The organism is Rhodococcus sp. NPDC059968 (assembly GCF_042738615.1).
Lineage (GTDB): Bacteria > Actinomycetota > Actinomycetes > Mycobacteriales > Mycobacteriaceae > Rhodococcus_F.
The window spans coordinates 1-14,823 of record NZ_JBHWUE010000033.1; the positions used below are offsets into that span (position 1 = coordinate 1).

Here is a 14,823-nt window from a genome sequence, read left to right on the forward strand (position 1 = left end):
ATCCTCATCGATCTCGCCGTCCACGGTGAACGCCGTAGCCATCGCGGTAAGTACGCGCCCGAACGGAGCCACCGGCGCTGACGGAACGGTCATCGCCCCAGTATGCGCGACGAACCGGCGACAACCCCGACAAATACTGGTTTTCACCAGCAGTCACGCAACCGACCGGCCCGCCCCGGACGCCGGATCTGATACTGGGCGCGTGCCTCGTGAGCGGTCGCCGGAACAACACCCTCGTCGGGTGCGGTCGTGGAACGGATCCTGATCTCGGCGTACTTACCGCTGCTCGCGCCGCCGCTGTGGTGGGTGGCATTCGTCGGGATCGATCATGACCGCGGCCAATGTCGAGTGGGGTCGCCAGCCGCGACCGCGGCGATGCCGAGCACAGCAGCAGGTCCGTGCGGCGAAAGTTCCTCACAGGAACGCGGTTCGAGTGAGACGATGATCACGGCTGTCGGTGCCGCCCACCCCTTCTGGTCAGTGCCGACCGGCCACCGCGGGCCGCGGTGCGGTCCCTCCCGACCCCTCGCTCCAGCCGTGCCGACTCGACTCGGGGTGCGGCGGACCCGGTGGCGATTCGGCAACCACGGGCGGCGCGCGCTCGACCAGTAGTGGGTATCGACCCGCATCGCCTGCACCGTTCCCCGATCGGGAAACGGTGCAGGCGAGGGCAGAACGGTGACCCGGAAGACGAGCGCGGCGGCCCGGGTAGTGCGATTGCCCACCGCACCCGGCGGGGCGGTGGGCAATCGCAGTGCCGCGGATGGGGGCGCGGCCGTATTCGGTTGGCGGCGTGCGGGGTGCGAGGATGCACCGCCGTGGAGCGGACGTGGTCCGTGGGTGTCGGGTGGAGTGTCAGACGGTCTGGGTGGACGATCCGGTGACCCACTGGATGGACTGGATGATCGCGTCGAGCAGGCTGGTGGTGGGGGTCTTGACAACGAAATGCAGGACGTCGAGCAGCATGAGAATTCTCCTGTGGTGTTTCGGTGGTGTGGGTGGGCCGAGCCGGGTGGCTCGGGGAACGGGATCGCCGGCCGGGGCTTCCTAGATCCTAGAGGGTGATCGGGGGTCCGTAGGCCGCGAAGGAGTCGTCGGTTTCCTTGGTGGAGGCGGTCCACTGCGAGTAGGTGCGGATGGACACCGGGCCGGCGGCGCCGTTGATCTGGAAGTGGATGTTGTCGAGGTTGACGTTGCCGTTGCCCGTGGTCATCGTCTTCTTGTCGAGGGAGACGGCCACGATCTGCCCCGGGCGGATCGGCACCACCCAGTTGCCCTCGAGCGGGGTCTGCACCGACATCGTCAGGGTGGGCAGGCCGCCGACCGGGAGGCCGAGGCCCTCCTGGGGGGTGATGCCGATCTTGCCGCCGAGGGACAGACCGTTGGAGACATCGAGCAGGTAGCCGACCTCGACACCAACGTCGAGGGTGCCCGCGGTGATCGGGGCACCGCCGCTGGAGGTGACGGCGGTGTTGCCGCCGAAGAAAACGTCCTTGTCGAACGGGGTGCCGTTGAGCGGGATCACGTTGTTGATCCACTGGCCGGACTGCACGACCTCGAGGTTCGTGCCGAGCACGGTGGTCTTGGTGGCGGTGCTGTCGGCGATCGGGATCACCGCGGCGTTCGCGGTGCCGGTGCCGAGTCCGAGGGTGAGCGCGGCCAAGGTGATCAGGGTGGCGGTCCGCGCGGGAGAAACAATCCGGCGCAGCAGGGATTTCGTGTCCTGGGTCATGTCGTGTCTTCCGTGAGGACGGATGCTCGCGTGCGCTGGGGACTGCATCCGAGCGAAACCGTCGGGGAGGGTGGCCCGAGCCAGGACCTTTCGATAGATCCCGGGACAGCGTCACCCCCATCGGAAAACGCTCGATGGACCGATGGTGGCGAGTACGTGACCATCGGGAATATAACGAACTGGACACGAGCCCCGAAACATGTTGCTGCCCAGACTAATTGGTTCGCAATGTCCGATTGGTCGGGGATGTCCAGTGACGGGGCCGCTCTCAGCGAATTCTCAACGAGGATCGCGTACCGTCGGTCAGCTATCTCTGTGGATACGGCGAAACACTCTGTCCCGCAGCGTCGGAAGCGGGCACCGCCGAATTCTCAAATGGTGCCGTCCAGGTTGCCGATGGCCGCTGCGGCGGCCATGCTGTCCGGGTGTCTGCACTGACCTACCCCCAATCGATCGTTCTCGGCGCCCTCCAGGGTGTGACCGAGCTGTTCCCGATCTCGAGCCTGGGCCACTCGGTCCTGCTGCCCGCGTGGCTCGGCGGCTCGTGGGAGGCCCTCGTCACCGAGGGTGATTCCGACTCCGGTACCCCGTTCCTCGCCTTCATCGTCGCCCTGCACGTCGCGACCGCCGTCGCACTGCTGATCTACTACGTCCGCGACTGGGTGGCGATCATCGGCGCGTTCGTCACCACCGTGCGCACCCGCAGCATCACGACCTCCACCGAGCGGCTGGCCTGGCTGATCGTCGTGGCCACCATCCCGGTCGGGGTTTTGGGCCTGCTCCTCGAACACCCGCTGCGCACCCTGTTCGCCACCCCGCTGGCTGCCGCCATCTTTCTGACGGTCAACGGCGTCGTCCTCGCGGCCGGCGAGGTCCTGCGCCGGCGGGCCGCCGCGGCGGTCGAACCCGCCGCGGTCGGGGCACACACGCTGCCGGACCGGCCGAGCGAACGCCCCCTCGGCGACCTGAACTATCGGGAAGCGGCGGGCATCGGGGCGATCCAGAGTCTGGCCCTCCTCGCCGGGATCAGCCGCTCGGGCGTGACGATGGTCGGCGGCCTGCTCCGCGGACTCAGCCACGAGGACGCCGCCAAGTTCGCCTTCCTGCTGGCCACACCGGTCATCCTCGCGGCCGGCGTCCTCAAACTGCCCACCCTCGCCGGCCCACAGGGCGAGGGCATGCACGGACAGATCCTCGTCGGGGCGCTCGTCGCCGGTGTCGCCGCGTACCTGTCCGTGAAGTTCCTCACCCGCTACTTCGCGACGAGGACGTTGACCCCGTTCGCCGTCTACTGCCTGGTCGTCGGGGTCCTGTCGATCATCCGATTCGCCTGACGCAACCAGTCCGGGCGTCGCCACTGTGCCCCGGGCCGTTCGACATCTCGGAGGGTGTCGGATGTGCGGGTGGTTCAGTGGCGGACCGTGGTGAGCGGTGGTCGAGTCGGTAGCGATCGCGGCCTGCTCGGCCACCGAGGGGCAACCTCACTTTGTGGCGGGTCCTGTGGGCATCTCTGAGATCGGCGAGTGGAGTTCAACGAGTGCCGCCCCGGCGACCGGCACGGGAGGTGGTCGACGGTTAGCCTGTGCGGGTGCCTTATCTCGAGCGTGACGGTGACGTGTTCATTCTTTACCTTGGTAGCAGAGCAGAATCGGACTCGCAGAACCAGTTCAATCCGGGCTGGGTGGACGAGATCACCGCCGTGCTGGACGAGGTGGAAGCCTCCACCGGGCCGGCGGGGTTGGTCACCACAGCGACCGGGAAGTTCTATTCCACCGGTGCCGACCTGTTCTGGGGAATGGACAACCTCGACCAGGTGAACGCCTTCATCGACCGGATGCAGGGATTGTTCGCGCGAATGCTTCAGCTGCCGTTGCCCACCGTGGCAGCGTTGCAGGGGCACACCTTCGGTGCCGGGGCGTTCTGGGCGATGGCGCACGACTACCGGATCATGCGCGCCGATCGTGGATTCCTGTGCTTTCCCGGGGTTCACATCGGCGCCGCCTACAGTGCGGGCACGGTGGATTTGCTCGCCGCCCGCCTGCACCCCGATGCCTTTCATCAGGCGCTGACGACCGGGCACCGCTACGGCGGCGACCAGGCACTGACCGCAGGATTGGTGCACGCCACCGCCAGTGCGGACGAGCTGCTGTCTCATGCCGTCGACCGGGCACACCGGCTCGCCGGCACCCGTGGCCCCACGCTCGGGGCGATCAAGAACACGCTGTACGCACGCGTACTCGCCACCTTGGGCAGCCCGATGTCCGGCGCCGAATTCCAGCAGTGGTCCACCCAGCCCGCCATGACCTGACCGCAAGCGAGAATGCGTAGTGAGAGAACGGCCAGGGCGGCAGCTTCCTCCAGTCTAGGTGTGGGCGGGCAGGGCTCCGATGCCGCTGACGAACGCGGACAGCAGCAGCTGGGGCTCGTCGACCGCGCGGATGCCGGGGTGCGCGGTGAGCAGTTCCTCGAGCATCACCCGCAGTTCCACGCGTGCGAGGTTGACCCCGAGGCAGTGGTGGATGTCCTTGGCGCCGAATCCGAGGTGTTTGCCGGCGTTCGGGCGGGTGATGTCGAACCGGCCCGGATCGGCGAAAACACTCTCGTCGTGGTTGGCGGACAGGTACCACATCACCACCTTGTCCCCTGTCCTGATGTGGGCGCCGCCGAGGTCGGTGTCGACGGTGGCGGTGCGGCGCATGTAGGGCACCGGGGAGGCGTACCGGATGACCTCGTCGATCGTGCCCTCGATGTGGCCGGCGAAATCGGTTCGCAGCAGTTGCATCTGGTCGGGGTGCGCGCTGAGCAGGTGCAGTGCCCACGCCAAAGCTTGCCTCGTGGTTTCGAATCCGGCGGTGATCAGCAGGATGACGAACGAGCCGAACTCGGCCGGGGTGAGCGGCCGGCCGTCCACGGTGGCCGTCAGCCGCGACGTGAGGTCGTCGCCCGGGTCGGCCTTGCGCCTTTCTCCCAGTTCCAGGGCATATCCGTAGATCTGCCCCAGCCCGGCCGCGCCTCCGGGAGCGGTGGCGAACTCCTGCCCGCCGCCGGAGATCACATCGCCCGCCAAGTGCACGATCGTTGACCGGTCGGATTCCGGGATCCCGAGCAGCTCGCAGATCACCTGCACCGGCAGCCGGTTCGCGACCTGGGAGACGAAGTCGAACACCGCGTTCTGCGGGACGTCGGCGGCGATCTGCGCGGCGTACCCGCGTATCCAGTCGGTGATACCCCGGACCGAGGCCGCGGTGAACGCCGACTGCACCAGCGAGCGCAGCTCGCGGTGGCGGGGGTTGTCCATCGCGATCATCGACATGGCGAACTCGAGAATCTCGACCGGGACGTCGTCGATGGTGAAGCCCTTTGCCGAGGAAAACACCTCGGGGTTGCGACTGACCGCCACCACGTCGTCGTAGCCGACCACCGACCAGAAACCCGGGCCCGTGGCTTCGGTGTGGAACTCGATCGCCGGCCGCGCACGCAGCCCCTCGAACAGGGTCAGTCGGCCAACGTGACTGCGGTCCCAGAAGGCGCGTGTTCCAGGCGAGATCATCGCGGAATTCGACACCGGTCCCCCTCGTTTCGGTTCAGTCTTGACCCTACTGCGGGATCAGTCTGCCAGCCTGGCGCCGCGCGGGTATCGGCTCCTCGAATGATGCGGGGCCGTGGCCGCGGTCGCGGTCGCGGTCGCGGTCGCGGTCGCGGAACACCTTGTCGCACCTCGCCGCATTACGATGCAACGATCCGCGCCATTGCAGTGGTGCTGCTTTGGGAGGGATGTGTTCGGGAGACCATGCGCGACAAAGCCCACGTGCGCGAGTTCCGACCACACCGGGCGTGCGTTCCCCGACTGACCTTCGAGTCAGTCGGCCCGCACGTGGCGAGCGACGGCCCACGAGCCGCCTACTGGTGGAAAGCGACCGCCACCCATCAAGGCCCGATCCACCCGCCTCGCAACCCGGCCACCGCCAAACCGATCGAATGCTAACCAACTCACATTGAAGGCCACAAGCCGCCTCACTCTCTGTCCGCGGTGCGTGGTCCACCCGGGATATCAAGGAGCGAGACTATGCCGATGGCACCGTTCGACCCCATCACCGCGATCTACACTCCGGTTCACGCCTGGATGTACGAGACCGTGGTGGCACCGGCTGTCTACCGATCACGCCACGTCATCGACGAGTACTTTCTGCCGCATCTCCCGCCGAACGCCCGCATTCTGGACGTGGGATCGGGCGGAGCGCTATTCACGAAGTACATCGCCGACCAGCGCCCTGACGTACACATCATCGGTATCGATCTTTCGCAGCCCCAGATCAAGCGCGCCACCAAACGCATGCGGAACTACGGCGACCGGGTCCGCTTCGAACTGGGCGACGCCACGCAGCTCGACTTCGCAGACCAGACCTTCGACGGCGTGATCAGCTACGGCTCCATCAAACACTGGTCGCCGCGCGACGCCGGGCTTGCCGAGTGCGTACGCGTCCTCAAACCGGGAGGCCCGCTGCTGATCACCGAAGCGGACCGCAGCACGAGTTTCGAGGACGCCGAAAAGTTCATCGAGACCTACACGACGCCGAACTTTCTCGGTGGCATCAACCTCGCGATCTTCCACACCTGGATCGCCGGTCGCTCCATCGACCTCAAGGAGGCGCGTGATCTCGCAAGCCGACTCCATCTCATCGACGAGAACGTTTCTCGCATTACCGGCATGCCGCTTGTCATGATTTCCGGGCGTCGGCCTGCGTGAACTACCTTACCGAGATCGGCCAGCGGGGTGAGGTGGACGACGTGGTCGGCTCGGCGCACCCCCCGATGTCGACAGTGGCGCCGACTCGACCTGCGCGTCGGTGATCTTGCGAGGCGCGCCGGGCCGCGGTTCGTCCATCTGTCCCTCGGTCCGGCGCTAGAGGAAGCGCCTCCCGCCGCCTCCCGCCGCTTACCGACCGTCTGCGGCCAAAGCCCCAGTTCCGCAGCGACTTGCTGATTGGGCTTGCCTTTCCACGCAGCCCAGCACGATCCGACACCGTTGAGCTCGCCATCGGCCCCTCCCCCACTGCGGCAGCCGACCAATTGCTCAACGAATTCTTGACGCGGCACGCTAGGCGTGCCTCAATCACCGTCGTGGCGTTGTCTCCTGCGATCCTCCAGTGGCTGCGCGGTGTCCGATCAGATATGTGATAGTCGGACCTTTGTCGGCGTGGAGTTGCCCTGTCTCCCAGACGTAGTCCGGCGAGCGGTATTCGTGGACGAGCTCGTCCAGCTCCTCCGGCTGGTATGTACGCAGGTTCGAGACGATGCCATCCCAAATCACAGCGCAGGGCACGACGGGTAGCAGGTACGTGAGGAGAAACCGGCTAAGGCCGCGCGGCCGTAGCGAGGGGGTCGTGAATGCAAGAAATAGTAAAGCGAGCGGAGGTAAGGACAGCACGGTCTTCCATCGTCGCTCCGTGAACTCAAAGACGCAGATCGCGGACCGCTGACGGAAGGCGTCACCGAGTATTCGCTTCGCCGGCAGCGGCGAGAAGTGATGGAAGCTGGTGAACAGGGTGCGCACGCCGTCCAACTCGTCCGGCACATCCGTGGCGTCAACGGACTCTGAGAGGAAATGCACTGTTGTCCCGAGCCGATCGCACAGGCCCTGAAACGCCGGGAAATTGGGGTGCTTGTCAGTCAATGTCAGATCCGTTGATCCAAGGGCCTCATCCAGGGCGGGTTTCAGCTCAGCCCAGGGTCCTGTCGCGCCCGAGCACAGATCAACGATCTTGTTGGTCTCCTGCGCCTGAAGCACCGTTGTGATCAGCGGCAATGTCGGGCGATAGACGCTCATGCGAAGCATGAGACTCTGTTGAAGAAAGTCAGTCGTCATGTTGCGAAGCGGGGACGGAAACCACCGCTGATCTTCGAATTCGAACAGATGACGGCGTCTCATCGCGAAGGTTACCTCCCGAATTGGCATCATCTCAATGACGTTGCCAGGGGCGGTTCTCTGCGAGTCGCGCGAGAGTCCGCATGGCTCCCGCAGCGTACCCTAAACAGCCAGGCAAGGGCAGTGTTTCGCGCGGAGGGTTGATGCCCCGCAGCGATAGGTCCGACGATGACGGCGCCCGCAATAGAGTTGGCTACCAGCATAACGTTGAACGTGCCCAGTCCAACTCTGCTTCCGTCGTCGCGATATTCATAGTCGCGCTGAAGAAGGCGAGTCGAACTGAGTCCCTGACACGATCTTGATTCGGGGAATCAACGGGCGGGGAACTGGTCAGGCGTACGGTCGATCCCAGTGCCTGCACCACAACAGGTGTGCGGCCAATCGTTTGTTGAAATCGGAATCAGAGTCGGTGACCGGTGGTTGGCGCCTGACCGCAATCGACCGTTTCTGAGCCGCTCGGTACTCGCCTGCCGCAACGGTGCTATCCGGCAGCGTCGCACCCTCGAAAACAGGCACACTGCACGACTCAATCATGTGGCGGGCTTGTACATTACGCTCTGGGACGTGATCTCTTACAGGTCCAGCACGAGCAGGTCTGACCGCGCGCGCGATACGCAGAGCATGATCGACACGCTCTGTTCGCGTTCGCTGGCGGACAGCACCGAGTCTCGATGACAGACCTCGCCTTCGATGACCGGGGTTTCGCAGCTTGCGCAGGTGCCTTCCCGGCACGACGTCTCGACCGTGATCCCGGCGTCCTCGAGGGCGTCGACGATCGACTGGTTTTCTCCGACTCGGATGGTGGCGCCGGTACTCGCGATCTTGACGGTGAAGTCGCGGTCGGGGCCGGAGTTCTCGTCCACCGTGCGCGGCCGAAAGCGCTCGAGGTGGAGTCGTTGCGGATCGGCAGCGCCGACGGCGGACTCGACCGCGGCGAGTAAGGCTTCTGGTCCACAGCAGTACACCTGTGCCGTCGGATCGCTGGTCGCGAGAATATCGTCGAGCGGGAGCAGGCCACACTCCTCCTGGGGCAGCACGCTCGCCCGGGGGCCGTAGGCCGAGATTTCGTCGAGGTAGGCCATGGACTGGCGGGTTCGACCGCCGTAGTGCAGCGTCCAGGTCGCGCCCTCGGCCTGGGCGGCGGCGATCATCGGCAGGATCGGTGTGATGCCGATTCCTCCGGCCACGAAGATGTAGTTCCGGCCCTCTTCGAGAGCAAAGTTGTTGCGCGGCAATGACACGGTGAGGGTACTTCCCGGTGCGGCCTCCTGATGCAGGTATCTGGATCCCCCGCGCCCGTCGCGTTCGAGGAGTACACCGACTCGCCACCCTCGCCGGTCCTGCGGGTCGCCGCACAGCGAGTACTGACGGACTCCGGCGGCGCCGACCTCGATGTCGATGTGCGCGCCCGGTGTCCAGCGGGGCAGTTCGCCGCCGTCGGGTAACGCGAGTTCGAGGGAGACGACCTCCGGGGTTTCCTGCTGCCGTGCAACGACTATGACCGGAAAGGTGCGGTCGGCCGAAAGCATGTGAACTCCTTCTGGGAGACGGATCCGCCGGGGTGCGGACGGTTCGGTTCCGCTGTCTGGTCCAGACTCGCCCAGCGGTGGACGGCCCGCCTGCGACGAGAAGCAATCGACTCGGGCGATCGGCGTTCCCTATCACGGCTCTGCCGTGCAAGCGCGCCGCGTGAGACTGACCGTTGGGACCGGAATATCCGCAACAACACGGAAGTGACACCGATTCATGACTGCACTCGAACCGCTGGTCGCAAGAACCTCGGATTTCATTCGCGACACCGTCATTCCGGTGGAGTACGAAGTCATCGTCCACGGGCGTGTCGTCGACGACGCGCTGCGCCTGGACCTGCAGAAGAAGGCCAAGGACGCCGGAGTGTTCGGTCCGCTGTCCGACGTACGCTACGGCGGGCTCGGTCTCGACACGAGGGCGCAGGCGCGTGTCCTGGAGGCGGCGGGCGCCAGTCTGCTGGGGCCGCTGTCGGTGAACGGGTCGGCTCCCGACGACGGCAACATTCACTTGCTCGCGCATGCCGGCACCCCCGAGCAGAAGGAACGATATCTGGCGCCGCTCGCGTCGGGGGAGATCCGGTCGTCGATCGCGATGACCGAACCCGCCCCCGGGGCCGGGTCGGATCCGTCGCTGCTCCGTACCGTCGCCGAGCGGACCGGCTCCGGATGGGTGATCAACGGGGAGAAGCACTTCACGACCGGCGCCGACGGTGCCGGGTTCACCATCTGTGTCGCCGCTACCGCGGATGGGCCGACCATGTTTCTGGTCGACCAGGATAACCCGGGGCTACGGGTCGGGCGCCGGATGCCCACCCTGGATCACAGCGTTCCGGGCGGGCACTGTGAGGTCGACTTCGTCGACTGTGCGGTGACCGGGGACGCCGTGCTCGGCGAGGTGGGCCTGGGTATGGAGTACGCACAGGTGCGTCTCGCGCCGTCGCGGTTGGTGTTCTGCATGAATTGGCTTGGGCTGGCCGTCCGTGCCCACGAGATGGCGGCGCGGCACATCACCGGCCGGTCGGCGTTCGGGGTGCCGATCGCGGAGCACGGGATGGCCCAGGGGTTGGTCGCGGACAGCGAGATCGATATCGCTGCGTCCCGTGGACTGATCCGCACCGCAGCGGAGTCGATCGACGAGCAGGGGCCGACCTCTTCGGCGGCGCGCCATCACGCGTCGATCGCGAAGACATTCGTGTCCGAGGCGGTCTGGCGGATTCTCGACCGCGCGGTTCAGCTGCACGGCGGGCTCGGGGTGTGCGAGGACCACCTCGTCGCCCGTTTCCTGGTCGAGGCCCGCGCCTTCCGCATCTACGAGGGGCCCTCGGAGGTGCTGCGCTGGTCGATCGCCCGCCGGGTCCTGCGCACGGTCCGCTGACCACAACATCTACCCCACTACGACATGAGGAGTTTCCGATGACCACTCACACCGATGATCGGGTCCGTACCGGCTTCGCCGCCGTGTACGGCACCCTGGACCCCGCCGCCCTCGACTACGAGCACCTGCGCGCGGTCTCGGACGGCATGGTGCCGTTCGGCACCACCGCCGGCACCACCATCACCGAGATCGGACCGGATCGCGCGGTCGTGGCGATTCCCGCGACCCCGGACGTCACCAACCACATGGGCACCGTGCATGCGGGGGCACTGTTCACCGCCGCCGACATCGCCGGTGCCGCCGCGTTCGTGGGCGCGGCCGCCGCACGCCTCGATACCATCGCGCGGCTGGTGTTGCGCGGCGCGGGCGCCTCGTACCGCAAGCCGGCGCTGGGTCGGATCCGCGCGGTCGCGACGGTCGACGAACGCGAGTTGCGCGCGATCTTGGCCGCCGACCGTGATGAGCGGTTCGAACTGTCCGGCAAGGCGTTGCTGCTCGACGATGCCGACGTCGTGGTCGCGAAATTCACCTTCGACTACGTGGTCGACACCGTGTTCCCCGCCCCGGCGACCGACAAGGACGCATGATGACGACCTCTCCGACGCGGCCACCCTCGGAGTACTCCACCCTCGAGTCGGTGGCGGTGAGTACTCCCGACGGGGTGACGTTCCGGGTGCGGGTGCTGCCGTCGGCCCGCCCGGACGCGCCGCTGGTGCTGATCCTGCCGGCGATGGCGATGAAGGCCAAGCACTATCTGGCGCTCGGCAAGGCTTTCCACGCGCAGGGGCTGTCGGTGGCGTTGACCGATCTGCGTGCGCAGGGTGAGAGTCGGCCGGAGCTGCGCGAGGGTAAGGACTTCGGGTACCGCGAGATGCTCGAGGTCGACCTGCCCGCGATTATCGCGGCGCTGCGGCAGCGGTTTCCGCACGCACCCTTGCATCTGTTCGGGCACAGCCTCGGTGGGCAGCTGGCGTTGCTTTTTGCGGCCGCGAGGCCGACCGCGGCGACCAGCGTGACGGTCATCGGCACGGGGACGGTGTTCTGGCGGGCGTTCGGTCCCCGCCGCTGGGTGGAGGCCTTGACAAGTATTCAGTGGATCGGTCTGGTGTCACGGGTGAAGGGGTACTGGCCGGGCGGTGTGCTGATTCCCGGTGCGATGGCGGGTGGGGTGATGATCGACTGGTCGAAGCACTCGCTGACCAGCCGGTACCGCCCGAAGGGCGCCTCCGTCGACTATGACACGTTACTGGCGGAGATGACGGTGCCGGTTCTGGCGGTCTCCCTCGAGCACGACCGGCTCGGGCCGAAGTCCAATGTCGACTTCCTGGTCTCCCGCCTGCGGGCGGCGGCGGTGACGCAGTGGCATGTCGAGGGTGACTCTCCGGTGGTACACCGCGATCATTTCGAATGGTTGAAGGATTCTCCGGTGGTGGCTCAGCGGGTGGCGGAGTGGATCGACTCCGGTTCCGCTTTCGCCTGAGCGGCGGTCGGTTTCGGGCGCAGCGTGACGGCGGTGAGGACCGCGCCGAGCGCTGCGCCCGTGGCCGCGACGAGGAACGTGGCCGACAGGTGGGTCACCGCGGTGGTCGGGGACGGTGGGGAGAGCAGGGCCGCCACCGCGACACCGAAGACGGCACCGAACTGGCGGAAGGTGTTCATCGCGCCCGATGCCGCGCCCATGGTGGTCTCCGGTACGGCGTTGGCCATGGCCGCGATGGCCACCACACCGCCCGAGAGTGGGATCCCGGCGCCGAGGAGGCCGAGGGCACTGAGGTAGACGGCGGGCGGCGCCGATAGGTCGATGGTGACGAGCCCGACGAGACCGGCGCCGATGAGGGCGAGTCCGGTGAGCATGGTCGGCCGGGTGCCGAGTCGGCGGGCGACGCTCGCCGCGGTGAGGGAGGCGATCCCGAGCATCCCGAAAAGCGGCAGGAATCGCAGGCCGGTGTGCAGTGGGGAGAGCCCGAGATCGCGCTGGAAGTACAGCGTCAGCACGAACAGCACCCCGTACAGCCCGAACAGTCCGAGGAAGTTCACCGAGCAGGCGACGGCGACCTCGGGGATGCGCAGCAACCCCCGAGGCAGCAGCGGTGTCGCGGTCCGGTTCTCCCAGAGGGTGAACGCGGCGATCGCGATCACCGCGGCGCCGGTGCAGCCGAGGATGAACGGCGAGCTCCAGCCGCGGTGCGGGCCCTCGATCAGCGCGAGGGTCGCCCCGCAGCCGGCGGCGATGAACAGCAGCTGCCCTGGGAGGTCCATCCGGTGGCCGGATCCCGCCCGGTTTGGCCGGAGGGATGCCCGCAGGCACCAGAATCCGACGAGACAGATCGGGATGTTGATCCAGAACAGGGCCCGCCAGCTCGTCGCCGTGACCAGCACTCCCCCGAGCAGCGGTCCGACCGCGAGCGCGACGCCGGCGGTGCCACCCCACAGGCCGATGGCGCGGGCGCGGGCGCGCGGTTGCCGAATGTGCGTGCCCAGTGCCGCGACCGAGAGCGGGACGAGGGCTGCGGCGGCGACTCCTTGGAGTGCGCGGGCGGCGACCAGCACACCGATGCTCGGTGCGACAGCGCAGACGATCGAGGCGATGGTGAACACGAGGGCCCCGGTGAGCATGACCCGCCGCGCACCGAGCCGGTCGCCGAGCACGCCGCCGGCCAGGAGCAGGCACGCGAAGGCGAGGGTATAAGCGTCGAGGATCCACTGGGCGGCGGTGCCGCCGCCGCCCACGTCGCCGACGATGTCCGGCAGCGCGACGGGGGTGATGCTGGTATCGAGGTAGACGACGAACGTCATCGCGCAGATCCCGAGGAGCAGCAGTCTCGAGCGGAGGCCGGTGTCTGGATGCGAAGTCACCGAATCAGGCTACGATCGGGGCCGTCAAACACGTCTACAGGAACTGCTTTTCGGTCTGCGCGATAGACATCGGCTATCGCCGTCGGATCGGCGATGATCGGAACTGTCGATCGCATCCGCGGCGTTCTCCTATCGTCGCAGGCCGCCACGACCGCGTGAGAGAGCCGACGCTCACCCGCCGCACCGCGTTCACCGGGCAGTCACCGGCAGCTGTTGTCGTTCCGCCCGAACGACGACGGATGTGAGGAGACATGGGTGGCACGGATAAGACTCGACGGGGTGTCGAAACGGTTCGGCACGACCCCGGTCGTGCGGGAGGTGAATCTGGACATCGCGGACGGTGAATTCCTGGTCCTGCTCGGGCCCAGCGGGTGCGGCAAGTCGACGCTGCTGCGGATGATCGCCGGACTCGAGTCGCCGTCGGCGGGGCGAATCCTGCTCGACGACCGCGATATCACCGCGACGCGGCCGCGGCAGCGGGACGTGGCGATGGTGTTCCAGAGTTACGCCCTGTATCCCCACCTGACCGTCGCGACGAACATCGGCTTCCCGCTGCGCGCCCGGGGCCGCTCGCGGCAGCAGATCCGGGAGAAGGTCGCCGACGTGGCGGCGACCCTCGGCCTGGGCGAGCACCTCGACCGGCGGCCGGGCGCCCTGTCCGGCGGGCAGCGTCAGCGAGTGGCGCTGGCCCGGGCGATGGTGCGTGAGCCGGGCGCGTTTCTGATGGACGAGCCGCTGTCGAATCTCGATGCGGCGCTGCGCAGTGCCACCAGGACCGAGCTGACCGGTCTGCACCGCAGGTTGGGCACCACGTTCCTGTACGTCACCCACGACCAGGTCGAGGCGATGACCATGGCCACGAGGATCGCACTACTCAACGGGGGCCGGGTCGAGCAGGTCGGAACTCCGTCCGAGTTGTACGACGCGCCGCGGTCGACGTTCGTCGCCGCGTTCCTGGGGGCCCCACCGATGAATCTGTTCGACGCGACGATCATCGACCGGGCCGGCGAGCTGCATGTGGTGGCCGACGGCCTGGATGCACCGCTCGGACTGTCGGCCGGTGCGGCGTCGGGGCCGCGGACGGTGACGGTCGGGATCCGGCCGGAACGGCTGCGTCTCGACGCCCCAGAGGCCGGCCTGCGCGGTGTCGTCACCGTCATCGAGAACCTCGGCGGTGAGGAAATCGTGCACCTCAATATCGGCACCACCAGTCTCGCGGCGCGGGCCCCTCGTCCCGTTCCGGTGCGGGCCGGCGACGCCGTCGGACTCGGTGTCGAGTCCCGCGACCTCCACCTGTTCGAATCCGGCACCGGACGCCGCCTGCTCTGGCAGCCCCCACACGAGCACGGGGCCTCGATCCCCGGCGCCTCCGCCCTGTCGGTGGCCTGAGCCGGCCACCCGATCC

The 14,823-nt window shown here is 67.2% G+C and carries 12 protein-coding genes; 7 read left to right on the top strand and 5 right to left on the bottom strand.

Annotated features, from left to right (window positions below; all coding sequences use genetic code 11):
• Positions 1 to 1,054 precede the first annotated feature (1,054 nt).
• The gene (locus ACFWAY_RS24655; RefSeq protein ID WP_378512464.1) at positions 1,055 to 1,732 is read right to left on the bottom strand and encodes an MspA family porin; all 678 of its coding nucleotides are present in this window, start codon (positions 1,730 to 1,732) and stop codon (positions 1,055 to 1,057) included.
• 425 nt (positions 1,733 to 2,157) lie between these two features.
• Between ACFWAY_RS24655 and ACFWAY_RS24660 the strand changes: the two genes are divergently transcribed.
• Positions 2,158 to 3,066, top strand: a complete 909-nt coding sequence (locus ACFWAY_RS24660) for an undecaprenyl-diphosphate phosphatase (RefSeq protein ID WP_378512465.1) — start codon at positions 2,158 to 2,160, stop codon at positions 3,064 to 3,066.
• 254 nt (positions 3,067 to 3,320) lie between these two features.
• Complete coding sequence (locus tag ACFWAY_RS24665) at positions 3,321 to 4,040, top strand: enoyl-CoA hydratase/isomerase family protein (RefSeq protein ID WP_378512466.1); 720 nt, start codon at positions 3,321 to 3,323, stop codon at positions 4,038 to 4,040.
• A 54-nt stretch (positions 4,041 to 4,094) separates the two neighbouring features.
• Here ACFWAY_RS24665 and ACFWAY_RS24670 read toward each other — a convergent pair whose 3' ends face one another.
• Positions 4,095 to 5,282, bottom strand: a complete 1,188-nt coding sequence (locus ACFWAY_RS24670; RefSeq protein WP_378512467.1) for a cytochrome P450 — start codon at positions 5,280 to 5,282, stop codon at positions 4,095 to 4,097.
• A gap of 516 nt (positions 5,283 to 5,798) precedes the next feature.
• Between ACFWAY_RS24670 and ACFWAY_RS24675 the strand changes: the two genes are divergently transcribed.
• Positions 5,799 to 6,479: a class I SAM-dependent methyltransferase gene (locus ACFWAY_RS24675; RefSeq protein WP_378512468.1), complete on the top strand. Its 681-nt coding sequence runs from the start codon at positions 5,799 to 5,801 to the stop codon at positions 6,477 to 6,479.
• A gap of 366 nt (positions 6,480 to 6,845) precedes the next feature.
• Here the strand turns inward: ACFWAY_RS24675 and ACFWAY_RS24680 are convergent, their stop codons facing one another.
• A complete protein-coding gene (locus ACFWAY_RS24680; RefSeq protein WP_378512469.1) occupies positions 6,846 to 7,559 on the bottom strand; it encodes a hypothetical protein in 714 nt (237 codons plus the stop codon).
• 671 nt (positions 7,560 to 8,230) lie between these two features.
• Entirely contained in the window at positions 8,231 to 9,187 is a 957-nt protein-coding gene (locus ACFWAY_RS24685; RefSeq protein ID WP_378512470.1) for a PDR/VanB family oxidoreductase, read from the bottom strand.
• A gap of 217 nt (positions 9,188 to 9,404) precedes the next feature.
• On the opposite strand from ACFWAY_RS24685, the gene ACFWAY_RS24690 reads away from it, so the two are divergent.
• Genes ACFWAY_RS24690 through ACFWAY_RS24700 form a run of 3 tightly spaced genes read left to right on the top strand, consistent with a single transcriptional unit; the run spans position 9,405 to position 12,042 of the window.
• The gene (locus tag ACFWAY_RS24690; protein WP_378512471.1) at positions 9,405 to 10,562 is read left to right on the top strand and encodes an acyl-CoA dehydrogenase family protein; all 1,158 of its coding nucleotides are present in this window, start codon (positions 9,405 to 9,407) and stop codon (positions 10,560 to 10,562) included.
• Positions 10,563 to 10,600: 38 nt separating this feature from the next.
• Complete coding sequence (locus ACFWAY_RS24695; protein WP_378512472.1) at positions 10,601 to 11,149, top strand: YiiD C-terminal domain-containing protein; 549 nt, start codon at positions 10,601 to 10,603, stop codon at positions 11,147 to 11,149.
• On the top strand, positions 11,149 to 12,042 hold the full coding sequence (locus ACFWAY_RS24700; protein ID WP_378512473.1) for an alpha/beta fold hydrolase: 894 nt from the start codon (positions 11,149 to 11,151) through the stop codon (positions 12,040 to 12,042). Before ACFWAY_RS24695 ends, ACFWAY_RS24700 begins: the two co-directional genes overlap by 1 nt.
• On the opposite strand, the gene ACFWAY_RS24705 is transcribed toward ACFWAY_RS24700, so the two are convergent.
• Entirely contained in the window at positions 11,997 to 13,418 is a 1,422-nt protein-coding gene (locus ACFWAY_RS24705; protein WP_378512474.1) for an MFS transporter, read from the bottom strand. The two genes, ACFWAY_RS24700 and ACFWAY_RS24705, sit on opposite strands and share 46 nt — an antisense overlap.
• Before the next feature lie 255 nt (positions 13,419 to 13,673).
• Here ACFWAY_RS24705 and ACFWAY_RS24710 point away from each other — a divergent pair, with 255 nt between their 5' ends.
• Entirely contained in the window at positions 13,674 to 14,807 is a 1,134-nt protein-coding gene (locus tag ACFWAY_RS24710) for an ABC transporter ATP-binding protein (protein WP_378512475.1), read from the top strand.
• Positions 14,808 to 14,823 lie beyond the last annotated feature (16 nt).

Bases quoted from the DNA above. Each gene is read 5' to 3' on its own strand.
- ACFWAY_RS24670 (WP_378512467.1), bottom strand. From the start codon at position 5,282: ATGATCTCGCCTGGAACACGCGCCTTCTGGGACCGCAGTCACGTTGGC.
- ACFWAY_RS24655 (WP_378512464.1), bottom strand. From the start codon at position 1,732: ATGACCCAGGACACGAAATCCCTGCTGCGCCGGATTGTTTCTCCCGCG.
- ACFWAY_RS24680 (WP_378512469.1), bottom strand. From the start codon at position 7,559: ATGAGCGTCTATCGCCCGACATTGCCGCTGATCACAACGGTGCTTCAG.
- ACFWAY_RS24690 (WP_378512471.1), top strand. From the start codon at position 9,405: ATGACTGCACTCGAACCGCTGGTCGCAAGAACCTCGGATTTCATTCGC.
- ACFWAY_RS24675 (WP_378512468.1), top strand. From the start codon at position 5,799: ATGCCGATGGCACCGTTCGACCCCATCACCGCGATCTACACTCCGGTT.
- ACFWAY_RS24685 (WP_378512470.1), bottom strand. From the start codon at position 9,187: ATGCTTTCGGCCGACCGCACCTTTCCGGTCATAGTCGTTGCACGGCAG.
- ACFWAY_RS24700 (WP_378512473.1), top strand. From the start codon at position 11,149: ATGACGACCTCTCCGACGCGGCCACCCTCGGAGTACTCCACCCTCGAG.
- ACFWAY_RS24695 (WP_378512472.1), top strand. From the start codon at position 10,601: ATGACCACTCACACCGATGATCGGGTCCGTACCGGCTTCGCCGCCGTG.